Raw genomic sequence first — 12231 nt, 5'->3', positions numbered from 1 at the left:
TTCATTCGGCGTACCGCTTCGAAATGGCCGATAACGCTGCGCTTGACGGCACAGGCGGCCGGCGCTTCACGCGTATCGCTCGTCGAGCAACTGCTTCACGAGATCGATGTACTTCGAATTGTCGTTCACGCGATGATTGAAGATCACCGGCGAGGTGGCGCGGTCGCTGTCGATCAACCGGCAATGCACGTCCTGGCGAATCTGCCGCGCCGAAGCCGGAATCACGCACACGCCGAATGCGGCCGCAACCAGCCCGAGCGCGGTCTGGATCTCGCGCACTTCGAGCACTTCGCCGAGTTCCACGCCGTGGCCGTGCAGCACGTTGAGCACCTGGTCGGCGTAACCGGGCCGCGGCTCCTTCGGGTAGACGATCAGCTTTTGCCCGGCCAACTGCTTGATGGGCAGCGGCGTGGACTCGCGTGCCATCGGTGAATCGACGGGCACCACGGCCGCAAGGCGTTCCTCTTGCAGCACGATGCTGACCACGGCGGGATCGGTGTGATGCACGCGCCCGAAACTCACGTCGATCCGGCCTTCCTTCAACGCCTCGATCTGCTGCATCGACATCAATTCGACCATCTGGATGTCGAGTTCAGGCGCGCGCTCGCGCAACTGGCGCATCACGTCGGGCAGCCCCGCATAGAGCGTGGACGCCACGAAGCCGATCGAAAACACCGTGCGCTGATGCTGCCCCACGTGCTGCGCGGCGGCGCGCATCTGGTCGATGCGGCCGAGCACCTGAATGGCCTGCTCGTAGAGCAGGCGGCCCGCGTCGGTCATGCGCACGGGGCGCGTGTTGCGGATCAGGAGCGGCACGCCGATCTCCTGTTCGAGCAACTGGATCTGGCGGCTCAGCGGCGGCTGCGCAATATGCAGTTGCTCGGCGGCGCGCGTGAAATTGCGCTCGCGCGCGACGGTGACGAAATAGCGAAGCTGGCGCAGATCCATGGTCGTGGGCGAATGTCGTCGATGAAAAGTCGATACCGAACCGATATGTTGCGGTGCGGAAAGCCCATATTTTATTGGGCTTGCGCGAATTCCATATCTTAAAGGTATTGAAGCCGATGCGAATGGTATTGGACGTCGCGCGGGCGCGGCTTGTATAAAACAGGTCAGTGAACTCTCTCAAGCCGCATTCCTCATGACTTCAGCGACTATCGAACGCGTCGAAACCTGCCTCGTCGATCTGCCGACCATTCGTCCGCACAAGCTCTCCGTCGCGACCATGCACGGCCAGACGCTGATGCTCGTGAAGGTCTACGCCAGCGACGGCGTGGTGGGCATCGGCGAAGGCACGACCATCGCCGGCCTGGCCTACGGCCCGGAAAGCCCGGAGTCGATGAAACTCGCGATCGACGCGTACTTCGCGCCCGCCATGATCGGCCGCGACGCCACGCGTATTCAGGCGTTGATGGCGCATCTCGGCAAACTCGTGAAGGTCAATCACTTCGCGAAGAGCGCGCTGGAAACGGCGCTGCTCGACGCGCAGGGCAAGCGCCTCGGCGTGCCCGTGAGCGAGTTGCTCGGCGGGCGGCGGCGCGACCGCTTGCCGGTGGCCTGGACGCTCGCCTCGGGCGACACGGCGAAAGACATCGCCGAAGCCGAGCGCATGCTCGAAGCGCGGCGTCACAAGGTGTTCAAGCTGAAGATCGGCGCGAAGCCGCTCAAGGACGATATCGCGCACGTGGCCGCCATCAAGCGGCAACTGGGCGATCGCGGCGCGGTGCGCGTGGACGTGAACATGGCATGGAGCGAGACGCAGGCGGCGTGGGCGATTCCGGCGCTTGCCGACGCGGGTTGCGAACTCGTGGAGCAGCCGGTGGCTTCGGCGGCGGCGCTGGCGCGGCTCGTGCGCCGCTTTCCCGTGGCGCTGATGGCCGACGAAGTGCTGCAAGGCCCGGAAAGCGCGTTCGAGATCGCGAAGCAGCAGGGCGCGGACGTCTTCGCGATCAAGATCGAGCAGAGCGGCGGCCTGTTCGCGGCGCAACGCGTGGCAGCCATTGCCGACGCGGCGGGCATCGAACTGTATGGCGGCACGATGCTCGAAGGCGCGTTCAGCACGGTGGCCTCGGCGCATCTGTTCGCGAGCTTCGCCAATCTGCAGTGGGGCACCGAATTGTTCGGCCCGCTCCTCATTACCGAGGAAATCCTCGCCACGCCGCTCGACTACAGCGATTTCGAATTGACCGTGCCGGCCGGACCGGGTCTCGGCATCGAACTCGACGAAGCCAGGGTCAAGCGTTTCGTGCGCGATGGTCTGATGAAAGTCACCCGATAAATCGCCTGAATATCCGGCGCAAGCAAAAGGACGTCAAGCATGCTGTTTCACGTGAGAATGGATGTGCATTTGCCGGCCGACATGCCGGCCGCGATCGGCGACGAAATCAAGGCGCGCGAGAAAGCGTATTCGCAGGAATTGCAGCGCAGCGGCAAATGGCGGCATATCTGGCGCATCGTGGGCGAATACGCGAATTACAGTATTTTCGACGTGGCGAGCAACGCGGAATTGCACGACATTCTCACGGCGCTGCCTTTGTTTCCGTATATGAAGATCGAAGTGACGCCGCTGTGCCGGCATCCTTCGTCGATCCGCGAGAGCGACGAGTGAGTTTGCATCGCGTCGAACGACATGAATGACAGGGCTTGCCACGCAGCAAGAAAAGCCCGGCCGTGAATCCCCGAAAACCAGATGGAGACAGTAATCATGAGCGCGAAGGTATTCGAGACCCAGGAAGTGCAGGATCTGCTGAAGTCCGCGGCGAATGTCGATGGCGACGGCGGCAATGTCCGCTTCAAGCAGATCGTGCATCGCCTGCTGAGCGATCTGTTCAAGGCAGTCGACGATCTCGACATCACGCCCGATGAAATCTGGGCAGGCGTGAACTATCTGAACAAGCTGGGCCAGGATGGCGAAGCCGCGCTGCTCGCGGCGGGCCTCGGCCTGGAGAAGTATCTCGACATTCGCATGGACGCCGAGGATAAGGCGATCGGGCTCGCGGGCGGCACGCCGCGCACCATCGAAGGTCCGCTCTACGTGAGCGGCGCACCGCTGCGCGACGGCATGACGAAGATGGACATCAACCCCGACGAAGACGCGGGCCCGCTCGTGATTCGCGGCACTGTCACGGACGTAGACGGCAAGCCCGTGGCGAACGCGGTGGTGGAATGCTGGCACGCCAATTCGAAGGGCTTTTATTCGCACTTCGACCCGACCGGCGCGCAAAGCGACTTCAACCTGCGCGGCGCGGTGAAAACGGGCGCCGACGGCCAGTACGAATTCCGCACGCTTATGCCCGTGGGTTACGGTTGCCCGCCGCACGGCTCGACGCAGCAATTGCTCAACGCGCTCGCGCGCCACGGCAATCGTCCCGCGCACGTGCACTTCTTCGTGAGCAGCGACGACCACCGCAAACTCACGACGCAATTCAATATCGAAGGCGATCCGCTGATCTGGGACGACTTCGCGTATGCGACGCGCGAAGAACTCATTCCTCCCGTGACCGAAAAGACCGGCGGCGCGGCGCTCGGCCTCAAGGACGACGCGTACAAGGACATCGAGTTCAACTTCGTGCTCACGCCGCTCGTGCAGGGCAAGGACAATCAGGTCGTGCACCGTCTGCGCGCGGCTGCCGCTGCCTGAGTGGGCTTCAAGGCGCGGGCTTTAAAGCGTGAGTTTTAGTGCTTGAGTTTTAGTGCATGAGCGGGCGGCGGTGTGCGAACACCGCCGCGTTGCATTCGAGCGTGAAGGAGACAGCGGTGTCGAGTGAATGGCGAGAACAAGCCGCGCGCGACGTGCTGCCGGTGCTGCCGGCGCGCGCGCACGATCTGGCGCGTTTGCATCGGCTCGTGAGTTGCGGCGAGCCGGTCGTGACCGTCATCGGTAAATACAATCACGGCAAGAGCAGCCTGCTCAACGAGTTGATCGGCCGCGATACCTTTGCCGTATCGGACAAGCGCGAGACCGTTGCGCTGGCGGACCGTCTGCACGAAGGGGTGCGCTGGCTCGACGCGCCCGGACTCGACGCCGACGTGGGCGCCGAAGACGACCGCCACGCATTGCAGGCCACGTGGCTGCAATCGGATATCCGCCTGTTCGTGCATGCCGCGAAAGAAGGCGAGCTCGACGCCAGAGAACTCGCGCTATTGCATGCGTTGCGCGAGGACGGCGCGCGCACGGCACGCCAGACGCTGTTCGTGCTCTCGCAAGTGGATCAGCTCGCCAGCGAGCACGAGCGCGAGAAAATCGAACAGGCCGTGAGTGCGCAGGCGAACGGCCTGGCGCTGAACGTGGTGTCGTCCACGCGGCATCGCAAAGGCCGTGAAGGCGGCAAAGCCTTGTTGCTCGAAAAGAGCGGCTTTCCTGCTTTGAATGCCGCATTGCGCGCGGCGCTCGCGCGTATTCCTCAAGCGCGCGCGCAGGAAACGGCATTGCTGTTCGGCGAAATGAACGGCGAGTTGCGCGAGCTGCGCGCCGTGCAGGCGCAAACGCTCGAACGCTTGCACGAAACGCGGGAACGCGAAGCCGAGAACTTCAGCCGCGGCTTGCGAGCGGTGATCGACAAAGTGAGTGCCGATCTCGAAGCGATGTTGAATGCACTCGGCGAAGACCATGCCGCGGTTCCCGATCACGCGAAAGATCACTACGGCATTACGGCGGGCAAGCGCGAACGCGCGCATATTCAGATTGCGTATTCGCGCGCGTGCATCGAAATCGACAGTTTTCTCGCGGGTCACGGCGTGATCGGCTTGCCGGCCGAGCAGCAGACCGCCGCGAGCAGTTTGAATTCGGTGATGATCGCGGTCATGGGCGTTTCGGTGAAATTCCGCAAGGACTTGCGGCGCATGTTCGGCGAGGCGGCGGGGCGCGAGCGCTTGCATCGCGACTTCACGCATTATTTCGAACGCTCCGACGACCGCCGCGCACAGGCGGCGCGTATCGGCGAAATCGAAGCGGCGCTCAGTGCGGCTGAGAAAGCGTCGAACGCCTTGCGCGAACTCGAAACGCGGGAACGCGCGGCATGACGACAGCGGCGAGCCACGAAGCCCGCTTCCTGCGCGAAGTGGACGCGTTCGAATTCGTCGCGCGCGATCTGGACGCAATCCTGCACGCGCTGGAAACGTGGCGTACGCAACTCGCGGCGGATCTGCTCGCGCACCGTCTGGAACCCGCCGGCTTGCCAACTCACTCGCCGTTGGCGCAGCGCACGAACGGTATCCATACCTTATTGAGTGAAAGCGCTTCTCGCTGGACGCAGCAGCGTGTGAGTCTGCTGCCCGCGCAATCGTTGGCCCAGGCATTCGACGATTGCGCGTTGCTCTTGGTGTTCGGCAAATTCAACGCGGGTAAGAGTGCTTTCTGCAATTTCCTCGCGGACCGCTTTCTCGCGCTCGGCAAGACGGTGCAGTACTTTCATGCGGAAGCGGGCGATCTGGTCGAGACGGTGGAACGCTTTTGCGAAGGCTCGACCGAAACCACGGCGCGGCTGCAAGGCGTGCGCCTCGGCGAGAAACTCGTGCTGCTCGACACGCCCGGCTTGCATTCGGTGACGCAGGAGAACGCGGCGCTCACTCGACGATTCATGGAGAGTGCTGACGCCGTGCTGTGGCTCACGAGTTCCACCTCGCCGGGGCAAGTGCAGGAACTCGACGAACTGGGCAACGAACTGCGGCGCGGCAAGGTGCTGATGCCCGTGGTCACGCGCAGCGACATGTACGAGGAAGACGAAGTCGACGGCGCGATCTGCAAAGTCCTGCGCAACAAATCCACGGCAACGCGCGTCGAGCAGGAAGCCGATGTCGAAGCGCGCGCGCAAGAAAAATTGCGCAGCCTGGGCGTGGACGTCGCGCGGCTCGAATCGCCCGTGTCCGTTTCCGCTTATATGGCGCGCGCAGCGGGACATACGCCCGAGGCCATGGACGAGGCGGGCTTCGAACGGCTGTACGAGGCGTTGTTGACGATCACCGCTTCGACGCTCGATTACAAGCGGCGCAAGTACGCGGAGCTGGTGCTGCATCATCTCGAAGAGGACGTGCTGGGCGCGTTGCAGCGGGACGTGCTGCCCGCGCTAGGCGGCTTGCGCGCGGCGGCGCAAGCGGCGTTGCTCGCGCTCGACGAATGCGAAACGCGCCTCGTCAATGCGGCGTGGCGGCGTAGCGTGCCCATGCTGCCCGCGCTGCTCGACGCCTTCATGGAAGCGCGCGATGTCGATGCATTGAGCGCGAGTCTTGCGCGTGCCGTCGACGAAAACTTCGCGCAGGAAGCGCAGGCGCAACTCACTGACTATGCCGATGCAATCGCGCAAGATCACTCGGCTTCGCTGCCATTCACTGAAGCCACGCACTTCAATGGCGAGACGATCGATTATCAGCCGCTATACAGTGCGTTGCAAAACGCCATTCGTGACGACCTGATGCGGCGTTCGAAAGCAGCTTGTGATGCGTGCCGCGCGACAGTCGAGCGATTGTCGGAACAAGCAGCCGCGCTCACGGCTTCGATCGACTCGCAAGGCAGCGCGTTGATCGCGTTGAAAACGCCCTTGCGCGAGGGCGTTTCCTCGTAACGCTCGCGCGCCATCGCAAGCAAACTTCAAGATTGCGCGAGCGGCGTGACCGCGTTGCGCATGGCCTGGACGTAGCTCAGGAAGCGTCCCGCGAAAATGCCCGCTACGACTCCGGAAACCGCCGCGCCGAGCGTGGCGTACTGCGCGTGCGCGGCGGCATCCGTGACCGTGGCGTGCGCCACGCCTAGCCAGAATTTCGCGGCGAAGATCACGACGATCAGCACGAGCGGCACGGCGGAACCCGGCAGCGTCACCGTACGCGCGACGGGATCGACGCTGAAGCCGCTGCGGCGTGCCAGATGCAGGCCGCCCGCGATGCCCGCGCATACTGCCGCCAGCCACGCGAGCGCGGCGGCCCAACTCGCGAACGGATCGGTCAGCAGATGCGTTGCGCCCCACACCGCGAAGATGGCCGGCACGAGCGCGAGACGCGAAAGCGGCGCGGTGCCGCCTTTCAGCGCTTTCACGCCGCGCGAGAGCAGGAAGACGAGCAGCACCCACACCCATGTGGGCGTGCCTTGCAGAATGGCTTGAAACGACATGGCGACCTCCTCGGTTTCAGCGTTCACGGGTTCATCGGTTCGATGCTGGGTATCGTGCGCCGGCAAAGTTAGCGTGAAATGAGTCGTGTGAAAGATTCAGTACGACACAAGGCGCATGTCCGCAAACATTGCACTACGAGGTATCGCGCATATTCGCGGGAATGGCGCGGCTTCGTCACTCGATAAAGCCAGCAAACATTTAATTCCTTACTCAATGCAATGCGCAAACGATTGCGTCAGCCGGGAAAACGCGCCAATCACACGATAGTCATTTCGGCCACGCATTCCTGAGATACGATACGCATTAGGGCAGGATTGCATTTATTGCTTTATCTTTCGAATGCCTTTCTGTTGCTGTTTCTTTTTTGCCGATTCCGATCTTTATAGCCAATACCATCACGCGCCAACGTTCGCATGCTTAGCCCACTTTCCCTGTTCGGGATCCTGATTGTGTCGTGCCTGACGAGCGTCGCCATTCTGGGCTCGCTCCATCGCACGACCGTGCCGGGGCTCGTGCGCTGGTGTGCGGCATACTCGCTGGTCGCGGCGGCTTCGCTGCTGGTGTTGCTCGTGGGGCTGCCGTTGAGCCGCGAAGTGATCGTCGTCACGGCGCTGTTCACGGTGCTGGCGGTGCTGCTGCTCGTGCAGGGCACGCGCGAGTTCTTCGGCATGAAACCCGTGCGCAATCGCGAACTGGCGGCGGCTATCATCGTGTTCGCGGAACTCGTCTGGTTCACGTGGATGTCGCCGAACGCCGACGCGCGCGTCGTGCTGTTCTCGCTCGTTTCCGCGTACGGCCGCATTGCCGTGGGCACACTGGCTCTGCGTTATGCGCCGCGCGAAGGCGCGCGTTATCCGTATCGTTTCGTCGGCGTGGCCGCGTATCTGGGCGCGCTCATTCACGTCGCGCGCATCGTGGCCATTGCGTTCGGCATCGCGCCGCATGCCACGCTGCTGCAACCCACGCCGTGGAATACGCTGTTTCTCGGGCTGGCGATCGTCACGCTGCCGTGCATGTCGATCGGCATGGTGATGCTCACGCACGATCAACTGATTCGCCGCATGGAGTGGCTCGCGACCGTCGACGAACTGACCGGTATTCTCATGCGCCGCGCCTTCATTGCGCAGGCCAATCTCATGCTCCTCGACGGCGCGCTGGCGCGCAAATCGGTTTCGGTCGCGCTGCTCGACATCGACAATTTCAAGTCGATCAACGACGGCTTCGGCCACGCCGTGGGCGACCGCGTGCTGCGTCACGTGGCGTCGGTGGTGGCAACGCAGTTGCGGCCGAGCGACGTGTTCGGGCGGCTGGGCGGCGAGGAGTTCGCCATTGTTTTCTCCGATGCGCGCGAGGCCGAGGCCGAGGCGCTCACGAACGCGCTGCGGCTCGCTGTCGAGCAAACGCCCAGCAGCGGCGTGTGCTGCACGCTCAGCGCGGGCGTGAGCCGCGTGGCGCTGGGCGAAAAGCTCGAAGACGTGATGGCGCGCGCCGACGCCGCGCTTTACATGGCCAAGGCCACGGGCCGCAACCGCGTGGTCACGGCGCCTTGGGACGATATGCGCGAAGTGCAGGGGCTGCCGGTACAGGTGTGATCGGTATGGCGTTTCGGCGCGCGATTGGCGGCCTTTGTCATGCCGCAAGTTGCAACTAACCGCCTAGCCCGCACCCCAGCTATGAACGCGCCCGAACGGCGCGGCAACTTCGAGGCGCCGGCAGGGCGTCAGCGTCACATCCGTACCGACATCGACATCGACATCGACATCGACATCGACATCGACATCGACATCGACATCGACATCGACATCGACATCCGGTCGCCACCGTATCGAACCCGTTACCAGAGCCTCCCGCAAGCGGCCAAACACTATCCCGCGAACACCGCCACCGCATCTTCCAGCCGCTGCGCCCGCGCGCTCAGCGCCTCGGCTTCGGCGGCCGCGTCCTGCACCATGCGCGCGTTCTTTTGCGTCACGCCGTCGAGTTGCGTCATGGCCACGTTGACCTGGCCAATGCCATCGGCCTGTTCGCGCGTTGCGAGGCTGATCTCGTGGATGAGATCGACGACCTGGGTGACCTGCTTCACGATATCGCCCATTGCATGCCCGGCCTTGCCGACAAGATCGCTGCCCGCGCTCGTGCGCGTCACGCTGTCGTTGATGAGCGTCGCGATCTGCCGCGCGGCCGTGGCGCTGCGTTGCGCGAGCGTGCGCACCTCGCCCGCGACCACGGCGAAACCGCGGCCGTGTTCGCCCGCGCGCGCCGCTTCCACGGCCGCGTTGAGCGCGAGAATGTTGGTCTGAAACGCAATGCCGTCGATCACGTCGATGATCTCGCGAATCTTGCGGCTCGACGCGGTGATCTCGCTCATTGTCGCGACCACTTCGTGCACGGTCTTGCTGCCCGCGCTGGCGGCCGAACTCGTGGCTTTCGCGAGTTCGCCGGCCTGGTCGGCGGTGTCGGCGTTGTTCTTCACCGTGGCCGTGATCTGCTCCATCGTCGCGGCGGTTTCCTCGAGGCTCGCGGCGGCTTCTTCGCTGCGTTGCGAGATGTCGCCATTGCGCGTGACGATGTCGTCGCTCGCGCCGTGCAGTGCCTTGAGCTGGGCGCTCACGTCGTCCACGAGCGAGCGTAGGTTCAGTCCACTCTGATGAATCGCGCGCTCGATCATGCCGATTTCATCCACGCGATTCAGGCGTGCGTCGCCCATCGCCTGACCCGCGGCAATGGCTTGCGCCTGCGTGAGCAGACCTCGCAGCGGCCGGCCGATCTGCGCTTCGAGCCACCACGCGAGCAACACGGCAATGCCCGCACTCGCAACGATCGACACCAACCCGGCGCCGGGCAGGATACGGCTCGACGCCATCAGCAGGAACGCGACGCCTACGGCGCTGCGAATACGCCAACGCACGGGCATCGTGCGCCGCCACGCGGTCCACGCAAGCCAGCCTTTGCGCACGACGAGCCCATGATGAAAACGCAGCCCGCGCGCATTGCCGCTGAGAAAGTCGCTATACAGTCTGGCCGCCGCGTCGACTTCTTCTCGCGCGGGTTTGGTACGCACGGAAAGAAAGCCTGCGAGATTGCCGTCACGATAAACCGGCGTGGCATTCGCGCGAACCCAATAATGATCGCCGTCTTTACGCCGGTTTTTTACCAGCGCGGTCCAGGATAATCCCGCTTTCAACGTGCTCCACATATCCGCAAACGCTTGCGGCGGCATATCGGGATGTCGAACGATATTGTGTGAAGAATGATGCAGTTCGCTGGCGCTAAAACCACTCGCCTTGATGAAGGCGTCGTTGGCGTAAGTGATATTGCCGTGGATATCGGTTTGAGAAAGCAGGGTGGCGTCGTCGTCGAGCTCGTACTCGCGTTGAGTGACGGGGAGATTCGTGCGCACATCGTTCCTTCGTTGGGATTGCGAAATTCACTGCGAAATTTATCGCGAGAATAAGTCACCCAACGATTCACGAGGAAGGAATCCGGCAGTGAATCGCGCATCGCGACAGTCGGTCGCAGCGCGCAAACGTTGCCGTTCGATTAGCGCAATCAAACGCGAAATAGCATGGCGCCGAAGCGTTATCAAGATTGATTTGTAGCTGGCTTTATGGTGTCGGCCAGCCATTCGCGATGACGCGTTTCGGTCTCGTCGTCGGCGGGAAAAAGGCATTCGAGTCGTAACTCTTGCGCGCTCGCGTTTTGCGGCGCGCCCACCGTCGTCACCATCGAGAAATAACGCAGCACGGTGCCTTCGTGGCGAAAGCCGAGCGGCACGAACGGCATCGCGGCCGCGGACGACGATGAAGCCGGCGCTTGCCAGTTGCGCCAGTCGCGCGGCACGTCGGGCCACGCGAGCAAGGCGTCGAGCAGGCGTTGCGTGCCCGCGTCGATGGCGCGTCCGATCGACTCGCGATGCACGCGTTGCAGCAGGCTGCGCGCCACGGTGGGCCAGTCGTCCACGAACGGCCGCATGCCGTGCGGATCGAACATCAGATGCAGCATGTTGCGCGGCCCCTTGCGCGCGGCCATGTCGATGAAGCGATTGAAAAAACGCGGCGCGGCGTCGTTGGTCATCAGCACGTTCCAGTGCCGGTCCATCACGATCGCGGGAAACGGCTCGTGCTGGCGCACCACGCGCTCGAGCGCGCGCGCGACGGCCTGCATCTCCTGCGCGTCCCACGGCGCTTCGGAATACACGGGCGCATAGCCCGCGGCGAGCAACAGCGCGTTGCGCTCGCGCAGCGGCACGTCCAGCGTTTGCGCGAGCGTGAGCAGCGTGTCGCGGCCGGGCACGCTGCGTCCGCTTTCGATGAAGCTGATCTGCCGCTGCGAGACGCCGGCCTCCAGCGACAGATCGAGCTGACTCACGCCGCGCAAGTCACGCCAGTAGCGCAACAGGTCACCCAGATCGCCGGAATCGTTCGTGGCGGGTGGGGGCGCGCGGCGGCTCGTGTTCATCGGACTTCCTTGAATTGGACGTTGGAAACTCAGGCGGCCCGAGCATGCCACGCAAACGGCTGGAACGGCGTTTCGAGCGCCGGTTCGGTCACGCTGCTCACGTAGTTCGTGATCGTGGAGGCGGCCACGACCGCGATCACTTCAAGCACTTGCTCCGCGTTGAAGCCGGCGTCGAGAAAGTGTTGCTTGTCGGCTTCGCTCGCGCGGCCACGTTTTTCGATCAGCGTGCGCGCGAGTTGCGAAAGCGCCGCGAGTTGCGCGTCGGCGGGCAGCGCGCCGTGACGGATCGCCTCGACATCGGCGGAGCTCACGCCTTGCTGCAAGGCGAGCGCGCTATGAAATGCCACGGGCCATTCGCTCGCGTTCGTTACGGCGTTGGTGAGCAGCAGCGTCTGAATCTGCGGTTCCGTGAGGCTGCTCGCGTGAACGCGCTCGAACAAACCGATGAAGCCGTTGATGAGCACGGGCGAGTTGGCCATCGCGGCCGCGATATTCGGCACGGCGCCGAACGCCTGCTGAAGTTGGCGCAGCACGGGCTTCGAGGCCTCGGGCGCGGAGTCGATCGTATGGGCGGGATAGCGGGACATGGTGTGCTCCTGGCGTTGAGCGCCGCCCGAATGGCGACGCGACACGCCAAGAGTAGGGAGCTTCGCGCTTGCCGCCAATTACA

General features: G+C 63.6%; 12 protein-coding genes. 6 read left to right on the top strand and 6 right to left on the bottom strand.

Going from position 1 to position 12231, the window contains the following annotated elements:
* Positions 1-66: 66 nt before the first annotated feature.
* On the bottom strand, positions 67-948 hold the full coding sequence (locus FAZ98_RS33405) for a LysR family transcriptional regulator (protein ID WP_158958196.1): 882 nt from the start codon (positions 946-948) through the stop codon (positions 67-69).
* Between the two features lie 193 nt (positions 949-1141).
* On the opposite strand from FAZ98_RS33405, the gene FAZ98_RS33400 reads away from it, so the two are divergent.
* The 5 genes from FAZ98_RS33400 to FAZ98_RS33380 all read left to right on the top strand — a co-directional run bounded on the left by FAZ98_RS33400 (position 1142) and on the right by FAZ98_RS33380 (position 6560).
* Positions 1142-2278 (top strand): muconate/chloromuconate family cycloisomerase, encoded by a 1137-nt coding sequence (locus tag FAZ98_RS33400; RefSeq protein ID WP_158958194.1) that lies wholly within the window; start codon positions 1142-1144, stop codon positions 2276-2278.
* Positions 2279-2317: 39 nt separating this feature from the next.
* Positions 2318-2608, top strand: coding sequence for a muconolactone Delta-isomerase (gene catC / locus FAZ98_RS33395; RefSeq protein WP_158958192.1), 291 nt, complete (start codon positions 2318-2320; stop codon positions 2606-2608).
* 96 nt (positions 2609-2704) lie between these two features.
* Positions 2705-3640, top strand: a complete 936-nt coding sequence (gene catA / locus FAZ98_RS33390; RefSeq protein WP_158958190.1) for a catechol 1,2-dioxygenase — start codon at positions 2705-2707, stop codon at positions 3638-3640.
* Between the two features lie 116 nt (positions 3641-3756).
* Entirely contained in the window at positions 3757-5022 is a 1266-nt protein-coding gene (locus FAZ98_RS33385) for a GTPase (protein ID WP_233272981.1), read from the top strand.
* Complete coding sequence (locus FAZ98_RS33380; protein WP_158958186.1) at positions 5019-6560, top strand: dynamin family protein; 1542 nt, start codon at positions 5019-5021, stop codon at positions 6558-6560. The genes FAZ98_RS33385 and FAZ98_RS33380 overlap by 4 nt, the downstream gene beginning before the upstream one ends.
* A gap of 26 nt (positions 6561-6586) precedes the next feature.
* On the opposite strand, the gene FAZ98_RS33375 is transcribed toward FAZ98_RS33380, so the two are convergent.
* Complete coding sequence (locus FAZ98_RS33375) at positions 6587-7102, bottom strand: DUF6622 family protein (RefSeq protein ID WP_158958184.1); 516 nt, start codon at positions 7100-7102, stop codon at positions 6587-6589.
* 414 nt (positions 7103-7516) lie between these two features.
* On the opposite strand from FAZ98_RS33375, the gene FAZ98_RS33370 reads away from it, so the two are divergent.
* On the top strand, positions 7517-8695 hold the full coding sequence (locus tag FAZ98_RS33370; protein ID WP_158958182.1) for a GGDEF domain-containing protein: 1179 nt from the start codon (positions 7517-7519) through the stop codon (positions 8693-8695).
* A gap of 63 nt (positions 8696-8758) precedes the next feature.
* On the opposite strand, the gene FAZ98_RS33365 is transcribed toward FAZ98_RS33370, so the two are convergent.
* The 4 genes from FAZ98_RS33365 to FAZ98_RS33350 all read right to left on the bottom strand — a co-directional run bounded on the left by FAZ98_RS33365 (position 8759) and on the right by FAZ98_RS33350 (position 12148).
* Positions 8759-8956 (bottom strand): hypothetical protein, encoded by a 198-nt coding sequence (locus FAZ98_RS33365; protein ID WP_158958180.1) that lies wholly within the window; start codon positions 8954-8956, stop codon positions 8759-8761.
* A gap of 11 nt (positions 8957-8967) precedes the next feature.
* Complete coding sequence (locus tag FAZ98_RS33360; protein ID WP_158958178.1) at positions 8968-10503, bottom strand: methyl-accepting chemotaxis protein; 1536 nt, start codon at positions 10501-10503, stop codon at positions 8968-8970.
* Between the two features lie 182 nt (positions 10504-10685).
* Positions 10686-11561, bottom strand: coding sequence for a helix-turn-helix domain-containing protein (locus FAZ98_RS33355; protein WP_158958176.1), 876 nt, complete (start codon positions 11559-11561; stop codon positions 10686-10688).
* A 29-nt stretch (positions 11562-11590) separates the two neighbouring features.
* Entirely contained in the window at positions 11591-12148 is a 558-nt protein-coding gene (locus tag FAZ98_RS33350; RefSeq protein WP_158958175.1) for a carboxymuconolactone decarboxylase family protein, read from the bottom strand.
* Positions 12149-12231: the final 83 nt, after the last annotated feature.

Origin of the sequence: Paraburkholderia acidisoli (assembly GCF_009789675.1) — a bacterium.
Taxonomy (GTDB): Bacteria; Pseudomonadota; Gammaproteobacteria; order Burkholderiales; family Burkholderiaceae; genus Paraburkholderia; species Paraburkholderia acidisoli.
This window is presented reverse-complemented; position numbering and strand designations above follow the sequence as displayed.

Excerpts from the sequence above, each read along its gene's own strand:
- FAZ98_RS33405 (WP_158958196.1), bottom strand. The coding sequence starts at position 948 with ATGGATCTGCGCCAGCTTCGCTATTTCGTCACCGTCGCGCGCGAGCGC.
- FAZ98_RS33400 (WP_158958194.1), top strand. The coding sequence starts at position 1,142 with ATGACTTCAGCGACTATCGAACGCGTCGAAACCTGCCTCGTCGATCTG.
- catC (WP_158958192.1), top strand. The coding sequence starts at position 2,318 with ATGCTGTTTCACGTGAGAATGGATGTGCATTTGCCGGCCGACATGCCG.
- catA (WP_158958190.1), top strand. The coding sequence starts at position 2,705 with ATGAGCGCGAAGGTATTCGAGACCCAGGAAGTGCAGGATCTGCTGAAG.
- FAZ98_RS33380 (WP_158958186.1), top strand. The coding sequence starts at position 5,019 with ATGACGACAGCGGCGAGCCACGAAGCCCGCTTCCTGCGCGAAGTGGAC.
- FAZ98_RS33375 (WP_158958184.1), bottom strand. The coding sequence starts at position 7,102 with ATGTCGTTTCAAGCCATTCTGCAAGGCACGCCCACATGGGTGTGGGTG.
- FAZ98_RS33370 (WP_158958182.1), top strand. The coding sequence starts at position 7,517 with ATGCTTAGCCCACTTTCCCTGTTCGGGATCCTGATTGTGTCGTGCCTG.
- FAZ98_RS33355 (WP_158958176.1), bottom strand. The coding sequence starts at position 11,561 with ATGAACACGAGCCGCCGCGCGCCCCCACCCGCCACGAACGATTCCGGC.
- FAZ98_RS33350 (WP_158958175.1), bottom strand. The coding sequence starts at position 12,148 with ATGTCCCGCTATCCCGCCCATACGATCGACTCCGCGCCCGAGGCCTCG.